The sequence below is a fragment of the Paenibacillus sp. BK033 genome (assembly GCF_004345425.1).
Classification (GTDB): Bacteria; Bacillota; Bacilli; order Paenibacillales; family Paenibacillaceae; genus Pristimantibacillus.
Genome location: NZ_SLVP01000017.1, coordinates 1 through 17,758, shown reverse-complemented (window position 1 = coordinate 17,758; position 17,758 = coordinate 1). Strand labels below are relative to the sequence as shown.

Sequence of the window (17,758 nt, the reverse complement as noted above, 5' to 3'; positions counted from 1 at the left end):
CGGCTATACGCTCCGACGCTGCCTGACCACTTCGTACATCAAAACGCCAGCTGCCACGGATGCGTTCAAAGAATTAAGACGGCCGTGCATCGGCAGCTTGACCAGAAAATCGCATTTTTCTTTAATCAAGCGGCCCATTCCTTTGCCTTCGTTCCCGATTACAATCGCAAGCGGCAGATCAAATTTCGTCTTATAGACATCCTGCGGAGCGCTTACGTCCGTCCCCGCTACCCATACGCCCTCTTCCTTCAAGCGGTCGATGGTTTGGGCAAGGTTCGTCACCCGCGCTACCGGCACATGCTCGGCCGCGCCAGCGGACGTCTTCAGCACGGTTGCCGTCAGGCCAACCGAACGGCGCTTCGGAATAATGACCCCATGGACGCCGGTACATTCTGCCGTACGCAAAATAGAACCCAAATTATGCGGATCCTCAATCTCGTCGAGAATAAGCAGAAACGGCGTTTCGTTCAGCTCGCGGGCTCTCGCAAGCAGATCCTCGATCTCCGCGTAAGCGAAAGCCGCCGCCTGCGCAACAACGCCCTGATGCTGTACGCCCTCCACCATCGTATCCAGCTTGCGCTTGTCCACAAACTGCACGATGACGCCATGCTGCTTGGCCTCGGCCACGATTGGCTGGGTCAGGCTCTTCTGCGCACCCTCGGCGATCCAGATCTTATTGATATCGCGTCCGGAACGAAGCGCCTCCATAACGGGATGCTTGCCCGCAATCATTTCTTCTTGGTTGTAACGTTCGCTCACGCTTGTCCCTCCTTCTCTTCCTGATGGCCCTCCGCCTGCGGCGTGACAGCTGCCGCAAACAATTCATGCAGACGGTCAATCCGTCCTTCGTAGTACAAATACCCGACCAGGCATTCCAGCGCGGTAGCCTGCCGGTAATCGGCCGGGTCTGCGTTCTTTGGCGGCGCTCCGGATTTCGTATTGCGGCCGCGCCTGACGATATCCGCTTCCTCTTCCGTCAGCATCGGCTGCCACTTTTCCAGCAGCTTGCGCTGCGCCTTCGCCGATACGATCTTAGTCGCTTCCTTATGAAGATGATGCGATTTATGATTGGGCAGCGATACCAGGTATTGCCGGACCAACAACTCAAACACGCTGTCTCCTACATAAGCGAGCACAACCGGATTAATAAGCTGCGTTTTCTTGGCCGGACGGTGGAACAGAAGCCCCGCTCCCGCTCCGCTTCCTTGTCCCGCTTCCTCTAAGCTTGCCTGTTCCCGTTCATTGCTGTTCAATATGACACGTCCTCCAATCGATTTGCGGCAGAGCCCTACAGGCGCCGCCAGCGAATCCCTTGCGGAGTGTCCTCTAACGCAATGCCTTTTTCGGTGAGCAGATTGCGGATTTCGTCCGCTCTTGCCCAATTCTTCGTCTTACGAGCTTCCGTTCGCTCTGCAATCAGCGCGTCTATCTCGTCATCCAGCAGCTCGGCATCCGCCCCCGCTTCCGGCAGCAGGCCCAGTACCGCGTTCATCCCCTCAAGCGCTGCCAGCAATGCGGCGATGCCTTCGGCCGAAGCGTCCGCGCGGTTCATGTACTGATTCGCTTCCGTAACCAGCTCGAATACGGCGGTAATCGCATCCGGCGTATTGAAGTCGTCGCCCATCTTCGCTTCGAATTGCGCCTTGAGCTGAGCGATTCTGCCGGCAAGCTCCCCGGGAGCCGCACCCTCCGCTTGACCGCCGAACGCGGAAAGCCGGTGCTTCAGGTTGGCCTCGCAATTCGCGATCCGCTCTACGCTGTTCTCGGCCTGGGCGATGGTCTCGTCCGTGAAGTTAAGCGGGCTGCGGTAATGCGTCGACAAAATAAAGTAACGGATAGCGGCCGGCTTTACGCGCTTTACCAGCTCGTTAACCGTAATCCCGTTGCCAAGCGACTTGGACATCTTTTCATTGTTGATATGAATGTAGCCGTTATGCATCCAGTAGTTCGCAAGCTGCTTGCCCGTCAGCGCCTCGGATTGGGCAACCTCGCACTCATGGTGCGGGAACTGCAGGTCGTGGCCGCCACCGTGAATATCAAGCGTATCGCCCAAATATTCGCGCGCCATCGCCGAGCATTCGATATGCCAGCCGGGGCGTCCAGGTCCCCATGGGCTTTCCCAGTTGATTTCGCCAGGCTTTGCGCCCTTCCACAGGACGAAGTCCTGCGGATTTTCCTTGCGCTCGCCAACCTCGATCCGGATGCCGAATTGCAGCTCCTCCAGATTCTGATGCGACAGCTTGCCGTATTCCTCGAACTTCGAGGTGCGGTAATAGACGTCGCCTTCGCTTGCATAAGCATAGCCTGTGTCGACAAGGCCTTGAATAAACGCAATGATCGCCGGGATATGCTCGGTTACGCGCGGGTTCAGCGTTGCCTTGTGCACGCCCAGCGAAGCGATATCCTCGTTAAACGCGTTAATGAATTTATCGGCAACCTCCGGAACCGTCAGCCCCGATTGCTCCGCTTTCTTGATCAGCTTGTCGTCTACGTCCGTGAAGTTCACGATGTAGTTCACGTCATAACCCGCGTACTCCAAGTAACGGCGCACGACATCGAAGAAAATAACCGGACGCGCGTTGCCGATATGAATATAGTCATAAACCGTTGGTCCGCAGACGTACATTTTTACTTTTCCCGGCTCCTGCGGGACGAATGCTTCCTTTGTTCGGGTCAGCGTATTATAAATTTGAACGTTCATGATCTCGTTTCTCCTCCAGCTACAGGTTCGCGAAGCCTCTCGACCTCGGCCTTTAAACGATCTATTTCCTTTTGCATTTCGCGGAACATCTCGATGACAGGGTCCGGCAGCTGCTTATGGTCCAGCCGGTCTCCAACCCGTTCGCCATTGCGCCTTACGACGCGGCCCGGATTTCCCACGACCGTACAGTTGTCGGGCACCTCGCGCAGGACGACGGCATTGGATCCGATATTCGAATTATCGCCAACGCGGAACGAGCCTAATACTTTCGCGCCGGAACCGATAACGACATTGTTGCCGATGGTAGGATGGCGTTTGCCTTTTTCCTTGCCCGTTCCTCCAAGCGTTACGCCTTGGTAAATAACGACATCATCGCCGATCTCGCATGTTTCTCCAATCACTATACCCATTCCGTGGTCGATGAACAACCGCTCTCCGATCGTGGCTCCCGGGTGAATCTCGATGCCCGTCATAAAACGGCTGAACTGAGAAATAATCCGCGCAACCGTAAACCATCCTCTACGGAAAAATTTATTCGCGATCCGGTGCGCCCATATCGCGTGCAGACCCGAATACGTAAAGACAACCTCAAACCGGCTTCGCGCGGCCGGGTCGTTCTCAAATACTGCCTTAATGTCTGATCTAATATGGCGAAACATGCGTGTTCTCCTCTCCCCCGTGCTGCGGCCCCCCACAGCGAAACAAAGCTAACAAGGTGAAGCTAAATGCCTGAAAAACAAAAAAGCCCCCGCAGCATTTGAAATGCTGCAGAGGCGGGCGTGTAACGTCGCGGTTCCACTCTGCTTGAACGAGACCGGTTTGCGAACCGCGGCCCGATAACGAGCTTAAGCCCAGCCTAACCCGGCTGTCCGTCTTAAAGCCTGTAACGTTGGCTGATACGTTGCTGCCTACCCCGCTCCGCCGGCTCCGGTATACGAAGCGGTAGGATTACGGATCGGAACAAAGCTCCCAGGTGCAATTTTCCGCCCCCCGAACTAGACAACTTGCAGCCCGCATCCCTACCTGCCATTCCTTAGACTGGCAATAGGCAAATGCTGATTGTCCTCTCTGTAAATCCGGCAAAACGTACTTTTCCTGTTCATGGCTTTTTGAGTCATCGAATTGTAATTAGTAACAGTATAGCGAATCCCCGTAAGGGTGACAAGGAATTTATAACACCGCTTGTCAACCTTGTCCGCCCCGGCAATGCTTAGCCCAAACGGTTCTTGAGGCGGTTAATGACTTTATCGCGGCCAAGCAAGGCGATAGACTGGTTCAGGTCGGAGCCATGCGTCTGCCCCGTAAGCGCAGCGCGGATAGGCATAAACAGCTGCTTGCCTTTGAAGCCGGTTTCCTTCTGAACCGCTTTGATCCAGTCTTTAATGCCGTCAACGGTAAAGGCCGATGCCTCGCTCTCTTCGATCTTGCCAAGGAACGCTGTCAGGACAGCCGGTACCTGCTCTTCGGCAAGCACAGCTTTGGCTTCCTCTTCATCCTCCACCGTATCGCGGAAGAACAGCTCCGTAAGCTCTACGATGTCCGATGCGGCGCGGAGCTTCTCTTGGTAGAGAGCTGTCAGCGCCGTCACCCATTCCCGGCCAGCGGCATCCAGCTGTTCGGCCACGCGGCCGGCTTTCTGCAAATGCGGCAGACAAAGGTCGACAAGGCGCTCGAGGTCGATCTTTTTCATATACTCGCCGTTCATCCAGCTCAGCTTCTGCGTGTCGAATACGGCAGGGCTCTTGCTCAGGCGTTCAGCCGTAAATACGTTCACCAGCTCGTCATGAGAGAAAATCTCCTGCTCGCCTTCCGGCGACCAGCCAAGCAAAGCGATAAAATTGAACAACGCTTCAGGCAGATAGCCAAGATCATCGTATTGCTCGATGAACTGGATGATCGACTCGTCGCGTTTGCTGAGCTTCTTGCGGCTCTCGTTCACGATCAGCGTCATATGAGCAAACTTGGGAGCTTCCCAGCCCAGCGCTTCGTAGATCATCAGCTGACGCGGCGTGTTGGAGATATGATCCTCGCCGCGCAGCACGTGGCTGATCTTCATCAGGTAGTCGTCGATGACAACGGCAAAGTTGTAGGTTGGGATGCCGTCCTTCTTCACGATAACGAAGTCGCCCATCTCGGCCGTATCGAAGCTGATGGAACCTTTAACCATATCGTCCCACGCGAAGGTCTTGCCCTCCGGTACGCGGAATCGCACGCTGGCTACGCGGCCTTCGGCTTCAAACGCCTGGCGCTGTTCTTCCGTCAGATTGCGGTGGCGTCCGGAATAACGAGGCGTCTCGCCGCGGTTCATCTGCTCTTCCCGCTCCCGCTCGAGCTCTTCTTCCGTGCAATAGCAGCGGTAAGCAAGACCGCGGTCAATCAGGTCCTGCCAATATTCCTTGTATATTTCAAGGCGCTCGGTCTGACGATACGGACCGTAGCCACCGCCAATATCAATGCTCTCATCCCAGTCGATGCCAAGCCATTTCAAGTATTTCAGCTGGCTTTCTTCCCCGCCCGCCACGTTGCGTTTCACGTCGGTATCTTCAATGCGGATAATGAATTTGCCGCCTTGGCTGCGCGCATACAAATAATTGAATAAGGCCGTTCTGGCATTACCGATATGTAAATGACCCGTCGGGGACGGTGCATAACGGACTCTCACTTCTTGTGTCATCGCTAATAACCCCTCTCGTATAACTAAACCACTACTTGATTATAACATCCTGAATCAAGCAGACAACCGATTGGGAGGCAATTCCTTCGCCTCTGCCGGTAAAACCAAGCTGCTCGGTCGTCGTCGCCTTCACGTTCACTTGCTCGATGTCCGCTTCCAACGCGCGCGCGATAATCTCCGCCATTTGCGGAATGTAAGGCGCCATCTTCGGACGTTGGGCAATAATCGTCGAATCGCAATTGCCAAGCTTGTAGCCCCGCTCCTTCGCAAGCGCCCATACATGCTCAAGCAGCTTCAAACTGTCGGCGTCCTTGAATTCCTCGGATGTATCCGGGAAGTGCTTGCCGATATCGCCAAGACCAAGCGCCCCGAGAATCGCGTCGGTAATCGCATGCAGCAGCACGTCCGCGTCGGAATGACCCAGCAGCCCTTTCTCATAAGGAATCGTCACGCCCCCGATAATGCAGGGACGACCCTCCACCAGCTGATGCACGTCAAAGCCTTGTCCTACTCGAATCATTGCTTGTTCCCCTCTCTCCTCTGTTTCTCCAACAAAAACTCCGCCCACGGCAGATCGTCCGGCGTCGTGATCTTGATATTCGTATAGTCGCCTTCCGCAATAGCGACGGGCGCACCCGTGCGCTCCACCACCATGGCATCGTCCGTGCCGAGAAAATGCTCCGCCGCCGCGCGCTCATGCGCCGCGGTCAGCAAATCACGACGAAAAGCTTGCGGCGTTTGTATCGCCCACAAGCTTCGGCGGTCCGGCGTTGAAACGATCAGACCCGTGTCGTCTACCTGTTTGATTGTATCCTTAACCGGTACGGCCAGGACGGCAGCGCCGCTCCACTCGGCTTTCTCGCAGCAGGCTCGTATCGCCTTCCGCGTGACGAGCGGACGCACGCCGTCATGCACCATGACCCATTCGGCAGCCGGCGACAACGCCTTGATCCCCGCAAAGACCGAATGCTGGCGCTCGCTTCCCCCGGCCACCACGGCCGTCACCTTCCCAAGCTTGTACTCTTCTACAAGCCCGGTGCAGCGTTCCACGTCATCCGCGCCAACCACAAGCGCTATATCTGCAATCTCGTCCATCGACTGGAACAATTCCAGCGTATGCACGAGTATCGGCTTTCCGTGCAGCGGCAAATACTGCTTGCTTTCTTTGGTTCCCATCCGCGAACCGCGTCCGGCCGCAACGACAACCGCTCCCCAATGTGCATTCATCGCCTAATCTCCCTCGTACGTATAAACAACTACTCCCTACTATACAAGGTTACAGCGCTTTTTCCAACAGCTTAGGCTTTGCGAATATCATTCTGCCTGCCGAGGTCTGCAGAACGCTCGTGACGAGCACTTCCATCGTGTTGCCGATATAATCGCGTCCGCCTTCCACAACGATCATCGTACCGTCGTCCAGATAGGCGACGCCTTGCCCATGCTCTTTGCCGTCCTTGATAACTTGTACGATAATTTCCTCACCGGGCAGGACGACGGGCTTCACTGCATTAGCCAAATCATTTATGTTCAGTACCGATACCCCTTGCAGCTCGCATACCTTGTTCAAATTGAAGTCATTGGTAACAACCTTGCCTTTAAGGGCTTTCGCAAGCTTGACTAATTTACTGTCCACTTCGCTTATTTCTTCAAAGTCTCCTTCGTAGATAAGCACCCGAACATCCAATTCCTTTTGGATTTTGTTCAAAATATCAAGTCCGCGGCGTCCCCGGTTTCGCTTCAGCAGATCCGAAGAGTCCGCGATATGCTGCAGCTCCTCAAGCACGAATTCCGGGATGACCAGCGTTCCTTCGATAAATCCGGTTTTGCAGATATCCGCAATCCGGCCGTCGATAATGACGCTGGTATCCAAAATTTTATGCTCTTCAAAGCCCCCCGCTTCACTAGCCGCCGGTACTGCCTTGCGCTGCTCCAGCATCGCCGATGCCGCTGCCGCCAGCTCGTCTTTCTTGCTTAAGCCGATTCGAAGACCCACGTAACCGAAGAACAGGGACATCACTGCCGGAATCAGAAGCCCCGGACCTCCAAGCTTTGCCACCGCCGGGTACAAAAGCGCGGACAAGAACAGTCCCGCAAGAAGCCCGCCGCTGCCGGCCAGCAAATCCTTCATCGGCATTTCGGCCGTTTGCTCAATACCGCGCTGCATAAACTTCATAATCCGTCCTGCAGCCATGCTCGCAACAAGAAGTCCAAAAAGTGCTCCAATCGCGAAATAATACATGCTAGTTCCTTGCCAAATACCAAGCGACGATTGCGTCCAGCCTTCTATGCCATTCGTTTTTCCTTCTACTTCCAGCCCGGCCAATCCGCCAAATAATAGACCGGCCATTTGAATAATTCGTTTCATCATAAATACCACCTCCATTACAATTATGTTCCAATAATGGACGGGCTAAACCGTAGGTTCGTGAATGATTTTTCATTTTGAAATGATGGCAGGGTATGCTTATAATGGAATTAGCAGTTATAGCAGATGAAGCTGATGAAAGAGGTGGAATCGATGAGTGCTCCTACACTGGAACAATTCCAGCAGCAAGTATCAGAACTATTGCTTAGGCATCGGAGCCTGCTGGACGTCATGTCCAAGTTTGGTCAGTCCGGTGCATCCGTAAACCGCGCGGTGACGAAGGCCGTAACGGACTGTGGTTGTATTGAACTCAATGCCCGCAAGCAAGAGTATGCAGATGAACCGAATCTCGAGAGTGCCAAATCTACGCTTCAAAGCCATATCTCAGGCCAAGTATGCGAATCCTGCCGCGATGTGCTCAAATCCGAGCTTGGGAGGAATTTGTTCTACATGACCGCCATGTGCAATCTGCTTGATATTGAATTAGACGAAGTTGTCGCCAAGGAATACGATAAATGCTCTACCCTCGGATTGTTTAATTTAACGTAATAAGCGCAAAAAAGAGCTGCTCCTAATACTCGTCGATTAACGAGTACGGGGAACAGCTCTTTCTTTATTTGCCTTCTAGCTTTTCAGCTTTTTCGGTTTATACACCGGGGCCCCCGCAAAGTACTCGGAATAAGCTCCAGAGCATTTGCTTCACTTTGTGGGGATTGTTTACGCAGTCGTCTCCGATTGTACGTTCTCATCCTGTACATCTTTGCCGCGGCGTTTGCGGACGCGTTTCTTCATGCGGCCGTCAACGTTTTTTTTTAGACCGTAAAGCGCATATAACAGCATCGGAACAAAGATGATTTTGGATAACTGGTCAGGGAATTGGATCCCAAGGAAAATAGCCAGCGCGACTACAAAAGGAATCGCCCAGATCGCACCCTTGGAGATGCCGATTTTTTTAAAGTTCGGATATTTAATCGTGCTTACCATGAGCAAGGAGAGCACCAGTGTGCTCGCTAACAAGACCGAGACTGCAATATCGTCCTGAAACAGCGCAAGCGTGCACAACACGCCTCCGGCAGCAGGAATAGGAAGACCGATAAAGTATCCCGGCTTCCCGGGTATGACATTGAATCGGGCCAGCCTCAATGCACCGCAAATCGGGAACAGTCCGGTAATAATCCAGGCAATGGTCGGGTTAAGCTCTTGAAAGGCAACGACATACATAATAAAAGCCGGCGCCACGCCGAACGAGATCACATCGGATAACGAATCGAGCTCTTTGCCGAACTCGCTTTGCGCGTTCAGCGCACGTGCTACACGGCCGTCCACCCCGTCAAGCAGCATCGCAATAATAACCATCATCGCTGCTGTCTCCGGCTTTTCATTAAACACGAGAATAATGGCGGCTATTCCTAAGAATAAGTTTCCGACCGTGAGAAGGCTCGGTATCGACTTAGTGATCATCTATTCCACCTCTTCTCTACTATGCCCTAAAACCGTTTACTAATGTATGATTGGAATACGGTACACATTCCATCCATTGTATGAGATTTAAATTTGTCTGTCAATGAACATCTGCTCTTGGATCCGCTTCAAGCCATCCTTGATGGCACGGGCGCGAACCTCTCCGATACCGTCCACTTCGTCAAGCTCGTCAATGGTTGCCATGAGAATATGAGGCAGCCGACCGAACCGCTCAATCAGATTATTCATTATAATTAATGGCAGGCGAGGGATTTTATTCAGCAGCCTGAAGCCTCGCGGCGACACCGCTTCCTCCACCATGGCGGCGGTATGCGTATAGCCTAGAAGACGGATAATCGGAGGCGCATCCAGCAGGTCTTCCGCGCTGAGCTTCTTGAGCGCTGCGCGGATTTCGCGGATTTTGTCGTCGGAATTGTCCTTGGCATAGTCCTTCAGGAGATACCAGGCATCTTCGTCAACGCCGTTCACGAGCTCCTCCATCTGCATGGCGATAAGGCGTCCCTCCGTGCCAAGCTCGGTGACGTAACGCTTGATTTCCATTTTGACGCGCAGAACCATTTCGACCCGCTGCACCACATGCGCAACCTCCTGCAGCGTGACCAGCTCCTCGAATTCAAGGGCCGACAGGTTGGTGAGCGATTGGCTAAGTACGACCTTATATTTCTCAAGCGTTTGAATCGCCTGATTGGCCTTCGTCAATATAACGCCCATCTCTTTGAGCGAATAGCGTAAATTGCCTTGGTATAGCGTAATGATATTCCGGCGCTGCGAGATCGACACGACAAGCTTGCCCGTCTGCTTCGCTACCCGCTCCGCTGTGCGGTGGCGGATACCGGTCTCGATGGAAGAAATCGAGTTATTCGGAATAAGCTGCGTATTGGCGTACAAAATCCGTTTCATATCTTCGCTGAGGATGATCGCTCCGTCCATTTTGGCGAGCTCATACAAATAGTTTGGGGAAAAATCGCAGTTGATGGAAAAGCCTCCATCCACGACCTCCATCACTTCGGGACTATACCCGACAACAAGCAGAGCGCCCGTTTTGGCCCGTAGCACATTATCAAGCCCATCACGGAACGGGGTGCCTGGCGCGACTAATTGCAATAGCTGGTTCATTATTTCTAGCTGACTTTGTTCCTTCATATTTGCCCCCTATCCAAGTGCCGCGGACAGCGCTTCTGCTACCGTACTCACGCCGATAATCTCGATGCCTTCCGGCGGCTTCCAGCCCTTTAAGCTTTTCTCCGGCATAATGACCCGCTTGAAGCCAAGCTTCTCCGCTTCCTTCACCCGCTGCTCGGCACGGGATACTGCGCGAACCTCGCCCGTCAGGCCCACTTCGCCGAAGATAACGTCATAAGGGCGAGTAGGTGCATCGCGAAAGCTTGATGCAAGCGAGACTGCAGCAGCAAGGTCAACTGCCGGCTCATCCAGCTTCACGCCGCCCGCCACATTCAAATAGGCATCCTGCGTCTGCAAAAACATGCCGATCCGCTTCTCTAATACTGCGATAATCAATGCCATCCGGTGATGGTCGATCCCTGTGGACATCCGCCGCGGCGACGGGAAATTCGTTGCTGCGACAAGCGCCTGAAGCTCTACCAGAACGGGGCGGGTTCCTTCCATGCTGGCTACAACCGTAGAACCGGATACGCCAAGCGGGCGTTCCGACAGGAACAGCTCCGAAGGATTGGCTACTTCGCGAAGGCCCTCTTCACCCATTTCGAATATGCCGATCTCGTTGGTGGAACCAAATCTGTTCTTTACGGCCCGGAGCAGCCGGTAAGTGTGATGCCGCTCGCCTTCGAAGTACAGCACGCAGTCCACCATATGCTCCAGCAAGCGAGGACCGGCAATGGCGCCTTCCTTCGTGACATGCCCGACAAGGACGGTAGCGATACCGTTGATCTTGGCCACTCTCATAAAATGAGCCGTGCATTCCCTTACCTGGGCTACGCTTCCCGGGGCGGATTGAACATTCGGGTCGTACACCGTTTGAATGGAGTCGATAACGAGAAAGTCCGGCTGGACCGATTCAATCGCATCGTTGATTTGCTCCATATTCGTTTCGCAAAGGACAAAAAGGGATTCCGTCAGAGCACCAAGCCGGTCAGCGCGAAGGCGCGTCTGCCGGACGGACTCCTCCCCGGAAATATACAGCACCTTCAGCCCCTTGGAGGCCAATGCATGCGAGGTTTGCAGCAGCAACGTGGATTTTCCGATTCCGGGATCCCCGCCTACCAGAATGAGAGAGCCCGGCACAACGCCGCCGCCCAGCACCCGGTTAAGCTCCTGCAACCGTGTTTCAATACGCGGTTCCTGCCCACTTTCTATATGTATGATGGATTGCGGCTTTTCTTTCGTCTGAGCCACGCGAAGACCGACACCTTGTGTTTTGATAACGGTCTCTTTTTCCTCCACCATCGTGTTCCAAGACTGGCAGCCCGGACATTTGCCAAGCCATTTCGGCGATTCCGTCCCGCATTCAGTACATACAAACTTTAGTTTTATCTTTGCCATACAAGGCTCCTTTTAACAAGCGTTACCATTCAAAGTTTACCATTTTATCCGTAGGGTATAAACCCCTTCTTGCGAACTAATGTACGGACCAATAGATTCCAGCAAATAAAAAAGCCTCCCTTATTCCATCATCGGAATAAAGAAAGCTTTTGTTAAACGATGCAAAAGTATAAGCTGCAAAAATTATGAGATGACCGCAGCCTCTCTGGATACGAGAATCCGGTGAGTCGTTAGCTGGGAGCCCAGCATAATCCGTTCGCCACCGCCATCCTTTCCTTTGCCGCCTTCGGACTGGTTGTTTCCCCTGTGGGCGTGCGCCTGACGGAAGGAATCGCTGTTCATCCAGCCTTCAAAGGATGCTTTCGTCTCCCAGGTGGTGCTTACCTTCAATTCATCGTAGTCTTCCAACCCTTCGGTCAGCATGACCTCCATGCGAACAAAGCCGGCCGATTGCTCAATGCCTTTCGTTTTCTGGAACCGCTCCGCCACCTCTTCCCCGTGGCCTTTTTTTATTTTTATCGTATTCGTCATAACGATCATCTTAAGTCCCTCCGTCGTCCCAAGCTTCTATATCTGAACCCTTCATCGCTGCAATATCATTACTGCAAGCATATACGATAATGATTATCATTGTCAAACTTCTCTAAGATAAAACAAAAGCTGCCCGGCGAAGGATTCCCTCGCCCGGGCAGCTGGTTGTCTTTCTTATTTTGCAGCCGGCTCTTCCGAAACAGCTTCGGATTTATTAACGGTCAACTCGCCGTCCTTCTCGTCAATCGTGAAGGAATCGCCTTTGCGGATCTTGCCGAGCAAGAGCTCCTCGGAAATCCGGTCCTCGATATGCTTCTGAATCGCGCGGCGCAGCGGACGCGCACCGTATTGCGGATCGAAGCCTTCCTTCGCAAGGAACGCTTTTGCGGCGTCGGTAAGAATGAAATCCACCTCTTGCTCGCGCAGCCGTTTGCGAAGCTCTTCGGACATAAGCGTAACGATTTGAGCGATATGCTCTTGCTCCAGCGAGTGGAACACGATTGTTTCGTCGATCCGGTTCAGGAACTCCGGACGGAAGCTTTTCTTCAGCTCGGCCATCACTTTATCCTTCATTTGGTTGAACTCTCGGCCCGAATCCTGTACGGCTGTGAAGCCAAGCGAAGAATTGCGTTTGATTTGATCCGCGCCAACATTCGAAGTCATGATGATCAGCGTGTTGCGGAAATCAACCACTCTGCCTTTGGAGTCGGTCAGACGGCCGTCCTCGAGCACTTGCAGCAGGATGTTGAACACTTCCGGATGCGCCTTCTCGATTTCGTCAAGGAGGACAACGGAATACGGCTTGCGGCGTACTTTCTCGGTCAATTGACCGCCTTCTTCGTAGCCGACGTATCCCGGAGGCGCTCCGACGAGACGGGACGTGGAGTGTTTCTCCATGTACTCCGACATATCGATGCGGATAACCGCGTTCTCGTCTCCGAACATCGCTTCCGCGAGTGCTCGGGCCAGCTCGGTTTTACCTACCCCTGTAGGACCAAGGAAGATGAACGAACCGATTGGACGCTTCGGATCCTTCAGACCGGCGCGTGCTCTGCGGATGGCTCTCGATACCGCTTTAACCGCATCCTCTTGACCGATTACGCGATCATGCAGAATGTCTTCCATCTTGAGCAGACGCTCGGTTTCTTCCTCCGCCAGCTTGCTGACCGGAATTCCCGTCCAGCTCGCTACGACTTGCGCGATATCTTCTGGCGTTACCTCGGAATCGGTGCGGCCTTGTTTTTCTTTCCACTGGTTCTTCGTTACGTCGAGCTCTTCGCGGATTTTTTGCTCCGTATCGCGAAGGGCTGCCGCTTTCTCGAACTCCTGGCTTTGAACCGCGGCGTCCTTCTCCTTGCGGATATCCTCCAGACGGTTCTCCAGTTGTTTGAGATTAGGCGGTACCGTATACGAATTAAGTCTCACTTTGGAGCTTGCCTCGTCGATTAGGTCGATCGCTTTGTCCGGCAGGAACCGGTCCGTAATGTAACGATCGGACAGCTTCACGGCTTGCACGATTGCATCATCCGTGATTTTCACGCGATGATGAGCCTCATAACGGTCACGCAGGCCGTGCAGAATTTGAATCGCTTCTTCCGGCGACGGCTGATCAACCGTAATCGGTTGGAAACGGCGCTCCAGCGCGGCATCCTTCTCGATGTATTTGCGGTACTCATCCAGCGTCGTTGCGCCGATGCACTGCAGCTCGCCGCGGGCAAGCGCAGGCTTCAGAATATTGGAGGCGTCAATCGCGCCTTCGGCGCCGCCTGCACCAATCAGCGTATGAAGCTCGTCGATGAACAGGATAATGTTGCCGGCCTGGCGGATCTCATCCATGATTTTTTTCAAGCGGTCTTCGAATTCGCCGCGGTACTTCGTACCGGCTACAACGGAGCCCATATCCAGCGTCATGACGCGTTTGTCGCGCAATGTCTCCGGAATTTCGTTTGCAATGATCTTTTGGGCAAGACCTTCGGCAATCGCCGTTTTACCTACGCCCGGCTCACCGATCAGAACAGGATTGTTCTTCGTGCGGCGGCTGAGCACCTGGATGACGCGCTCGATTTCCTTGCTGCGGCCAATCACCGGATCCAGATTGCCTTCGCGAGCATAAGCGGTCAGGTCGCGGGCTAAGCCGTCCAGCGTTGGCGTGCTCACATTGGATGGAGAGCCGTGACTGCTGGATACCGCTTCGCTGCTTCCCAGCAGCTGAAGCACTTGCTGACGAGCTTTATTAAGGCTGATGCCAAGGTTGTTCAGAACACGGGCAGCTACGCCTTCTCCTTCGCGAATCAGGCCAAGCAGGATATGTTCCGTGCCTACGTACGTATGGCCAAGCTTTCTTGCTTCGTCCATCGACAACTCGATTACCTTTTTCGCGCGTGGCGTATAGGCAATGTTTGTCGGCTGCTCTTGACCGCGGCCGATCAATGCTTCGACTTCGTCCTGAATTTTCTCAAGTCCCAGACCAAGCCCGATTAAAGCCTTCGCTGCAATGCCTTCCCCTTCGCGAATCAGTCCGAGGAGAATATGCTCCGTACCAATATTATTGTGACCAAGACGAACCGCTTCCTCCTGCGCCAAGGCAAGAACCTTTTGCGCTCGCTCCGTAAATCGTCCAAACATCATGTTTCATGCACCCCCATGCTCGGTTTGACTCCGCAATTGATTGCGGATTAATTCGGCCCTGCGGTAATCCCGCTGATCGGCGCTCATCTTCTCGTTGAACGTCTGCTGCAGAAACCCGGGCTGCGTCATTACAATTAATTCATTCAAGGATTGGCTCGTGACGTGATCCAAAATCCCCAGATCTACGCCTAGCCTTACATCGGACAACCGCTGCGCGGATTCCTTGGAGTCCATCACCGCCGCATAAGACAATATCCCGTAAGAGCGTCTTACGCGGTCTTCAATCCGAAGCCGGGACTCGGACATCAGCCTTTGCCTTGCTGCCCTCTCATGCTCGATAATCTGCTTGGCTACTCCGTGCAAATTATCGATGATTTCGCCTTCGGTCTGTCCCAGCGTTATCTGGTTCGATATCTGGAACAGATTCCCCAGCGCTTCGCTGCCTTCGCCGTACATCCCACGGACAGCGAGACCAACTTGCGTGACAGCCGATAAAATTCGGTTAATCTGCTGAGTCAGCACAAGTGCCGGCAGATGCATCATAACCGATGCGCGTATTCCCGTTCCCACATTCGTCGGACAGGTGGTTAAATAACCTCTCTTTTCATCGAATGCGTAATTGGTTTCTTCCTCGAAAATATCATCGATCTGATTCGCCAGCGTCCAAGCCTCTTTGACTTGAAAACCCGGATACAGGCACTGTATACGAAGATGATCCTCTTCGTTGATCATGATACTGACCGATTCATTCTCGCTAAGAATGACTGCCCCTCCGCGTGACTCGTTAGCCAGATTGGGGCTAATCAGATGCTTCTCAACCAATACCCTTCTTTCCAGCTCGCTTAGCTCCGATAAAACAATCGTTTCGAAATGTCCTACCGGATCCAGCTTGCCGGATTGCCCTATTGCAGTGAGCTGATTCATGACATCAAGCGACTGCTGATTGGTAGCAAGCATCGGGAAGGGAAACTGCCGCAAGTTTCGCGCAATGCGTACTCGGCTGCTAATGACGATATCGGAGTCAGGTCCAACTCCCTTCATCCAATCGCTTAACGCTTGCTCAGAAAAACGATGACTCGCCAAGAGTAAACCTCCTTCGTGCGCCTTACAGATCTACTATTTTACGCTCCAGCTCACGGATTCGATCACGAATATGAGCCGCGCTTTCAAATTCTTCTCGTTCGATACGGCTTTGCAAATCCCGCCGCAGCTGTTCAATCTCTCGCTTGTACTGAATTTGGCCGCCGGAACGCTTCGGTATTTTACCGACATGGACCGTATTGCCATGTACACGTTTCAGCAGAGGATCTAACTTCTCGGTAAATTGGCGGTAGCAGTTGCTGCAGCCGAACCTGCCGATCTTGCTGAATTGCGTATACGTTAATCCGCAGTTATCGCAGCGGATCATTTGCTGTTGCTTGGCGCTGTTTACGCCGTTAGTGCTGCTCGGATCAAAATCGAGAAGGCCCGACAGCAGACTGTGAATGGAGAACCCGTTTGGAGCGCCGGGGATGCCTTCTCCCCGTTCCCTTGCACAGGATTCACAGATGTGAAATTCGGTCTTTTCACCGTTCACGATTTTCGTAAAATGAAGCGTTGCCGGCTTTTTGCCGCATTCTTGGCAAATCAAGCCGAATCCCCTCCTTTCGGTGTAGCCTTCTCAGGCGCTTATTTGGCTAATAATGCTATCAGCATGGAGCGTAGTAACCTGGCTCTGATCTCATCACGAAGCGGCAGCTTGACGGCGATGGTGTCGCGGTCAACCGCGGACCGAAGCAGGTTCGCTTCCCGTTTCGTAATTAGTCTTGCCTCCTCCAGCTGATAAATCAGCCCCTCCGCCACGCTTTGCTCGACGCAATCGCCAATCGTTTGATGGATATGGAATTGAATCGTCTTAAGCGCCGGCAGGTCTACCCGCTGAATGCGGATATAACCGCCGCCGCCGCGCTTGCTCTCAACCATGTATCCCTTCTCCAAAGTGAACCGGGTACTGATCACATAGTTGATCTGCGACGGAACGCAGGAAAACTTGTCTGCCAGTTCATTGCGTTGAATTTCAACGGCGCCTTCCGGGCTTTCCTGCAACATCTGCTTCAAGTACTGCTCGATGAGATCGGAAATGTTACGCAAATTTACCAACCTCCTGGCGACATGAGCTGTGGATGCATTTGTGGAAATGCTGCCCCAACTGACTTTGACTTTCTTTGACTTTAACTTTATTATACGCAAAAATCAGGAAAGGTCAATACTCGGAATTTCAATTTTCTGATAATTTAACAATCACACTATCGTCATTATCTAGCATGGTGCGGATGGATGCGATTTATACACAGACCATCCCACAAACGCACAGCTGCAGCTGTCCTTCCAGCCCATCATCCACCGACTACTCACATTTGTGAATAAACGGTGTGCAAAACGCTCGAGCTAGCCAAAGGCTCTATATTGTTATTAAACCGTTACGGGGAATTTATAAACAGGGCAAGAAGTAATGGGGAACCGCTTGGTTAGGCGTCAATTGTCTATCCACGCGATTATTCAGTTATCCAGAGCGCAATCACGCATAAAATAAGGAGATTTCACGATTTATACACAATTTTATCTACAAAATACAGATAAGTTGCAATTGAGCGACTATTCACATGTGGATATAAACACAAAAAGGCAGCTGGATCCCAGTGTGGATCAGCTGTTCGGGTTGTGGATGAACGGTTGATAACTTTAACGGAAACAAAAAGCCTGCCGCATAATGCGGCAGGCTCTTCATTGCTTGGCGACGTCCTACTCTCCCAGGACCCTGCGGTCCAAGTACCATCGGCGCTGGAGGGCTTAACGGTCGTGTTCGGTATGGGAACGC

General features: G+C 53.0%; 17 protein-coding genes and 1 rRNA gene. 1 reads left to right on the top strand and 17 read right to left on the bottom strand.

The window, feature by feature from the left end; translation table 11 throughout:
- Positions 1-3: 3 nt before the first annotated feature.
- The 8 genes from rlmB to EV294_RS28795 all read right to left on the bottom strand — a co-directional run bounded on the left by rlmB (position 4) and on the right by EV294_RS28795 (position 7,743).
- Complete coding sequence (gene rlmB / locus EV294_RS28830; protein WP_041614742.1) at positions 4-732, bottom strand: 23S rRNA (guanosine(2251)-2'-O)-methyltransferase RlmB; 729 nt, start codon at positions 730-732, stop codon at positions 4-6.
- Positions 733-755: 23 nt separating this feature from the next.
- Entirely contained in the window at positions 756-1,253 is a 498-nt protein-coding gene (locus tag EV294_RS28825; protein ID WP_243711833.1) for a Mini-ribonuclease 3, read from the bottom strand.
- Between the two features lie 35 nt (positions 1,254-1,288).
- A complete protein-coding gene (gene cysS, locus EV294_RS28820; protein WP_132313306.1) occupies positions 1,289-2,701 on the bottom strand; it encodes a cysteine--tRNA ligase in 1,413 nt (470 codons plus the stop codon).
- On the bottom strand, positions 2,698-3,360 hold the full coding sequence (gene cysE / locus EV294_RS28815; protein ID WP_132313304.1) for a serine O-acetyltransferase: 663 nt from the start codon (positions 3,358-3,360) through the stop codon (positions 2,698-2,700). The genes cysS and cysE overlap by 4 nt, the downstream gene beginning before the upstream one ends.
- A gap of 551 nt (positions 3,361-3,911) precedes the next feature.
- A complete protein-coding gene (gltX, locus tag EV294_RS28810) occupies positions 3,912-5,375 on the bottom strand; it encodes a glutamate--tRNA ligase (protein WP_132313302.1) in 1,464 nt (487 codons plus the stop codon).
- Between the two features lie 31 nt (positions 5,376-5,406).
- On the bottom strand, positions 5,407-5,895 hold the full coding sequence (ispF, locus tag EV294_RS28805; protein ID WP_015847249.1) for a 2-C-methyl-D-erythritol 2,4-cyclodiphosphate synthase: 489 nt from the start codon (positions 5,893-5,895) through the stop codon (positions 5,407-5,409).
- Positions 5,892-6,602 (bottom strand): 2-C-methyl-D-erythritol 4-phosphate cytidylyltransferase, encoded by a 711-nt coding sequence (gene ispD / locus EV294_RS28800; RefSeq protein WP_132313300.1) that lies wholly within the window; start codon positions 6,600-6,602, stop codon positions 5,892-5,894. Before ispD ends, ispF begins: the two co-directional genes overlap by 4 nt.
- Before the next feature lie 49 nt (positions 6,603-6,651).
- On the bottom strand, positions 6,652-7,743 hold the full coding sequence (locus EV294_RS28795; protein WP_132313298.1) for a PIN/TRAM domain-containing protein: 1,092 nt from the start codon (positions 7,741-7,743) through the stop codon (positions 6,652-6,654).
- A 150-nt stretch (positions 7,744-7,893) separates the two neighbouring features.
- On the opposite strand from EV294_RS28795, the gene EV294_RS28790 reads away from it, so the two are divergent.
- Entirely contained in the window at positions 7,894-8,289 is a 396-nt protein-coding gene (locus EV294_RS28790) for a nucleoside triphosphate pyrophosphohydrolase family protein (RefSeq protein WP_132313359.1), read from the top strand.
- Positions 8,290-8,457: 168 nt separating this feature from the next.
- Here the strand turns inward: EV294_RS28790 and pssA are convergent, their stop codons facing one another.
- From pssA to rrf, 9 genes are all read right to left on the bottom strand, one after another.
- Positions 8,458-9,201 carry a CDP-diacylglycerol--serine O-phosphatidyltransferase gene (gene pssA, locus EV294_RS28785; RefSeq protein WP_132313296.1) on the bottom strand — a complete coding sequence of 248 codons (744 nt, stop codon included), beginning with the start codon at positions 9,199-9,201 and terminating at the stop codon, positions 8,458-8,460.
- A gap of 87 nt (positions 9,202-9,288) precedes the next feature.
- Entirely contained in the window at positions 9,289-10,365 is a 1,077-nt protein-coding gene (gene disA, locus EV294_RS28780) for a DNA integrity scanning diadenylate cyclase DisA (protein WP_132313294.1), read from the bottom strand.
- Positions 10,366-10,374: 9 nt separating this feature from the next.
- The gene (radA, locus tag EV294_RS28775; RefSeq protein WP_132313292.1) at positions 10,375-11,742 is read right to left on the bottom strand and encodes a DNA repair protein RadA; all 1,368 of its coding nucleotides are present in this window, start codon (positions 11,740-11,742) and stop codon (positions 10,375-10,377) included.
- A gap of 183 nt (positions 11,743-11,925) precedes the next feature.
- Entirely contained in the window at positions 11,926-12,282 is a 357-nt protein-coding gene (locus tag EV294_RS28770) for an antibiotic biosynthesis monooxygenase (RefSeq protein WP_132313290.1), read from the bottom strand.
- Positions 12,283-12,447: 165 nt separating this feature from the next.
- A complete protein-coding gene (clpC, locus tag EV294_RS28765) occupies positions 12,448-14,901 on the bottom strand; it encodes an ATP-dependent protease ATP-binding subunit ClpC (protein ID WP_132313288.1) in 2,454 nt (817 codons plus the stop codon).
- A gap of 3 nt (positions 14,902-14,904) precedes the next feature.
- Positions 14,905-15,942: a protein-arginine kinase McsB gene (gene mcsB / locus EV294_RS28760; RefSeq protein WP_481856099.1), complete on the bottom strand. Its 1,038-nt coding sequence runs from the start codon at positions 15,940-15,942 to the stop codon at positions 14,905-14,907.
- Positions 15,943-16,006: 64 nt separating this feature from the next.
- The gene (gene mcsA / locus EV294_RS28755; RefSeq protein WP_132313284.1) at positions 16,007-16,531 is read right to left on the bottom strand and encodes a protein-arginine kinase activator protein McsA; all 525 of its coding nucleotides are present in this window, start codon (positions 16,529-16,531) and stop codon (positions 16,007-16,009) included.
- 38 nt (positions 16,532-16,569) lie between these two features.
- Positions 16,570-17,031 (bottom strand): CtsR family transcriptional regulator, encoded by a 462-nt coding sequence (locus EV294_RS28750; RefSeq protein WP_132313282.1) that lies wholly within the window; start codon positions 17,029-17,031, stop codon positions 16,570-16,572.
- A gap of 638 nt (positions 17,032-17,669) precedes the next feature.
- Positions 17,670-17,758: ribosomal RNA gene (gene rrf / locus EV294_RS28745) — 5S ribosomal RNA — on the bottom strand; the annotation flags it as partial.

Coding starts and splice junctions, on each gene's coding strand:
- rlmB (WP_041614742.1), bottom strand. CDS start 732: ATGATTGCGGGCAAGCATCCCGTTATGGAGGCGCTTCGTTCCGGACGC.
- cysS (WP_132313306.1), bottom strand. CDS start 2,701: ATGAACGTTCAAATTTATAATACGCTGACCCGAACAAAGGAAGCATTC.
- cysE (WP_132313304.1), bottom strand. CDS start 3,360: ATGTTTCGCCATATTAGATCAGACATTAAGGCAGTATTTGAGAACGAC.
- gltX (WP_132313302.1), bottom strand. CDS start 5,375: ATGACACAAGAAGTGAGAGTCCGTTATGCACCGTCCCCGACGGGTCAT.
- ispF (WP_015847249.1), bottom strand. CDS start 5,895: ATGATTCGAGTAGGACAAGGCTTTGACGTGCATCAGCTGGTGGAGGGT.
- ispD (WP_132313300.1), bottom strand. CDS start 6,602: ATGAATGCACATTGGGGAGCGGTTGTCGTTGCGGCCGGACGCGGTTCG.
- EV294_RS28795 (WP_132313298.1), bottom strand. CDS start 7,743: ATGATGAAACGAATTATTCAAATGGCCGGTCTATTATTTGGCGGATTG.
- EV294_RS28790 (WP_132313359.1), top strand. CDS start 7,894: ATGAGTGCTCCTACACTGGAACAATTCCAGCAGCAAGTATCAGAACTA.
- pssA (WP_132313296.1), bottom strand. CDS start 9,201: ATGATCACTAAGTCGATACCGAGCCTTCTCACGGTCGGAAACTTATTC.
- disA (WP_132313294.1), bottom strand. CDS start 10,365: ATGAAGGAACAAAGTCAGCTAGAAATAATGAACCAGCTATTGCAATTA.
- radA (WP_132313292.1), bottom strand. CDS start 11,742: ATGGCAAAGATAAAACTAAAGTTTGTATGTACTGAATGCGGGACGGAA.
- EV294_RS28770 (WP_132313290.1), bottom strand. CDS start 12,282: ATGATCGTTATGACGAATACGATAAAAATAAAAAAAGGCCACGGGGAA.
- clpC (WP_132313288.1), bottom strand. CDS start 14,901: ATGATGTTTGGACGATTTACGGAGCGAGCGCAAAAGGTTCTTGCCTTG.
- mcsB (WP_481856099.1), bottom strand. CDS start 15,942: ATGAAGGGAGTTGGACCTGACTCCGATATCGTCATTAGCAGCCGAGTA.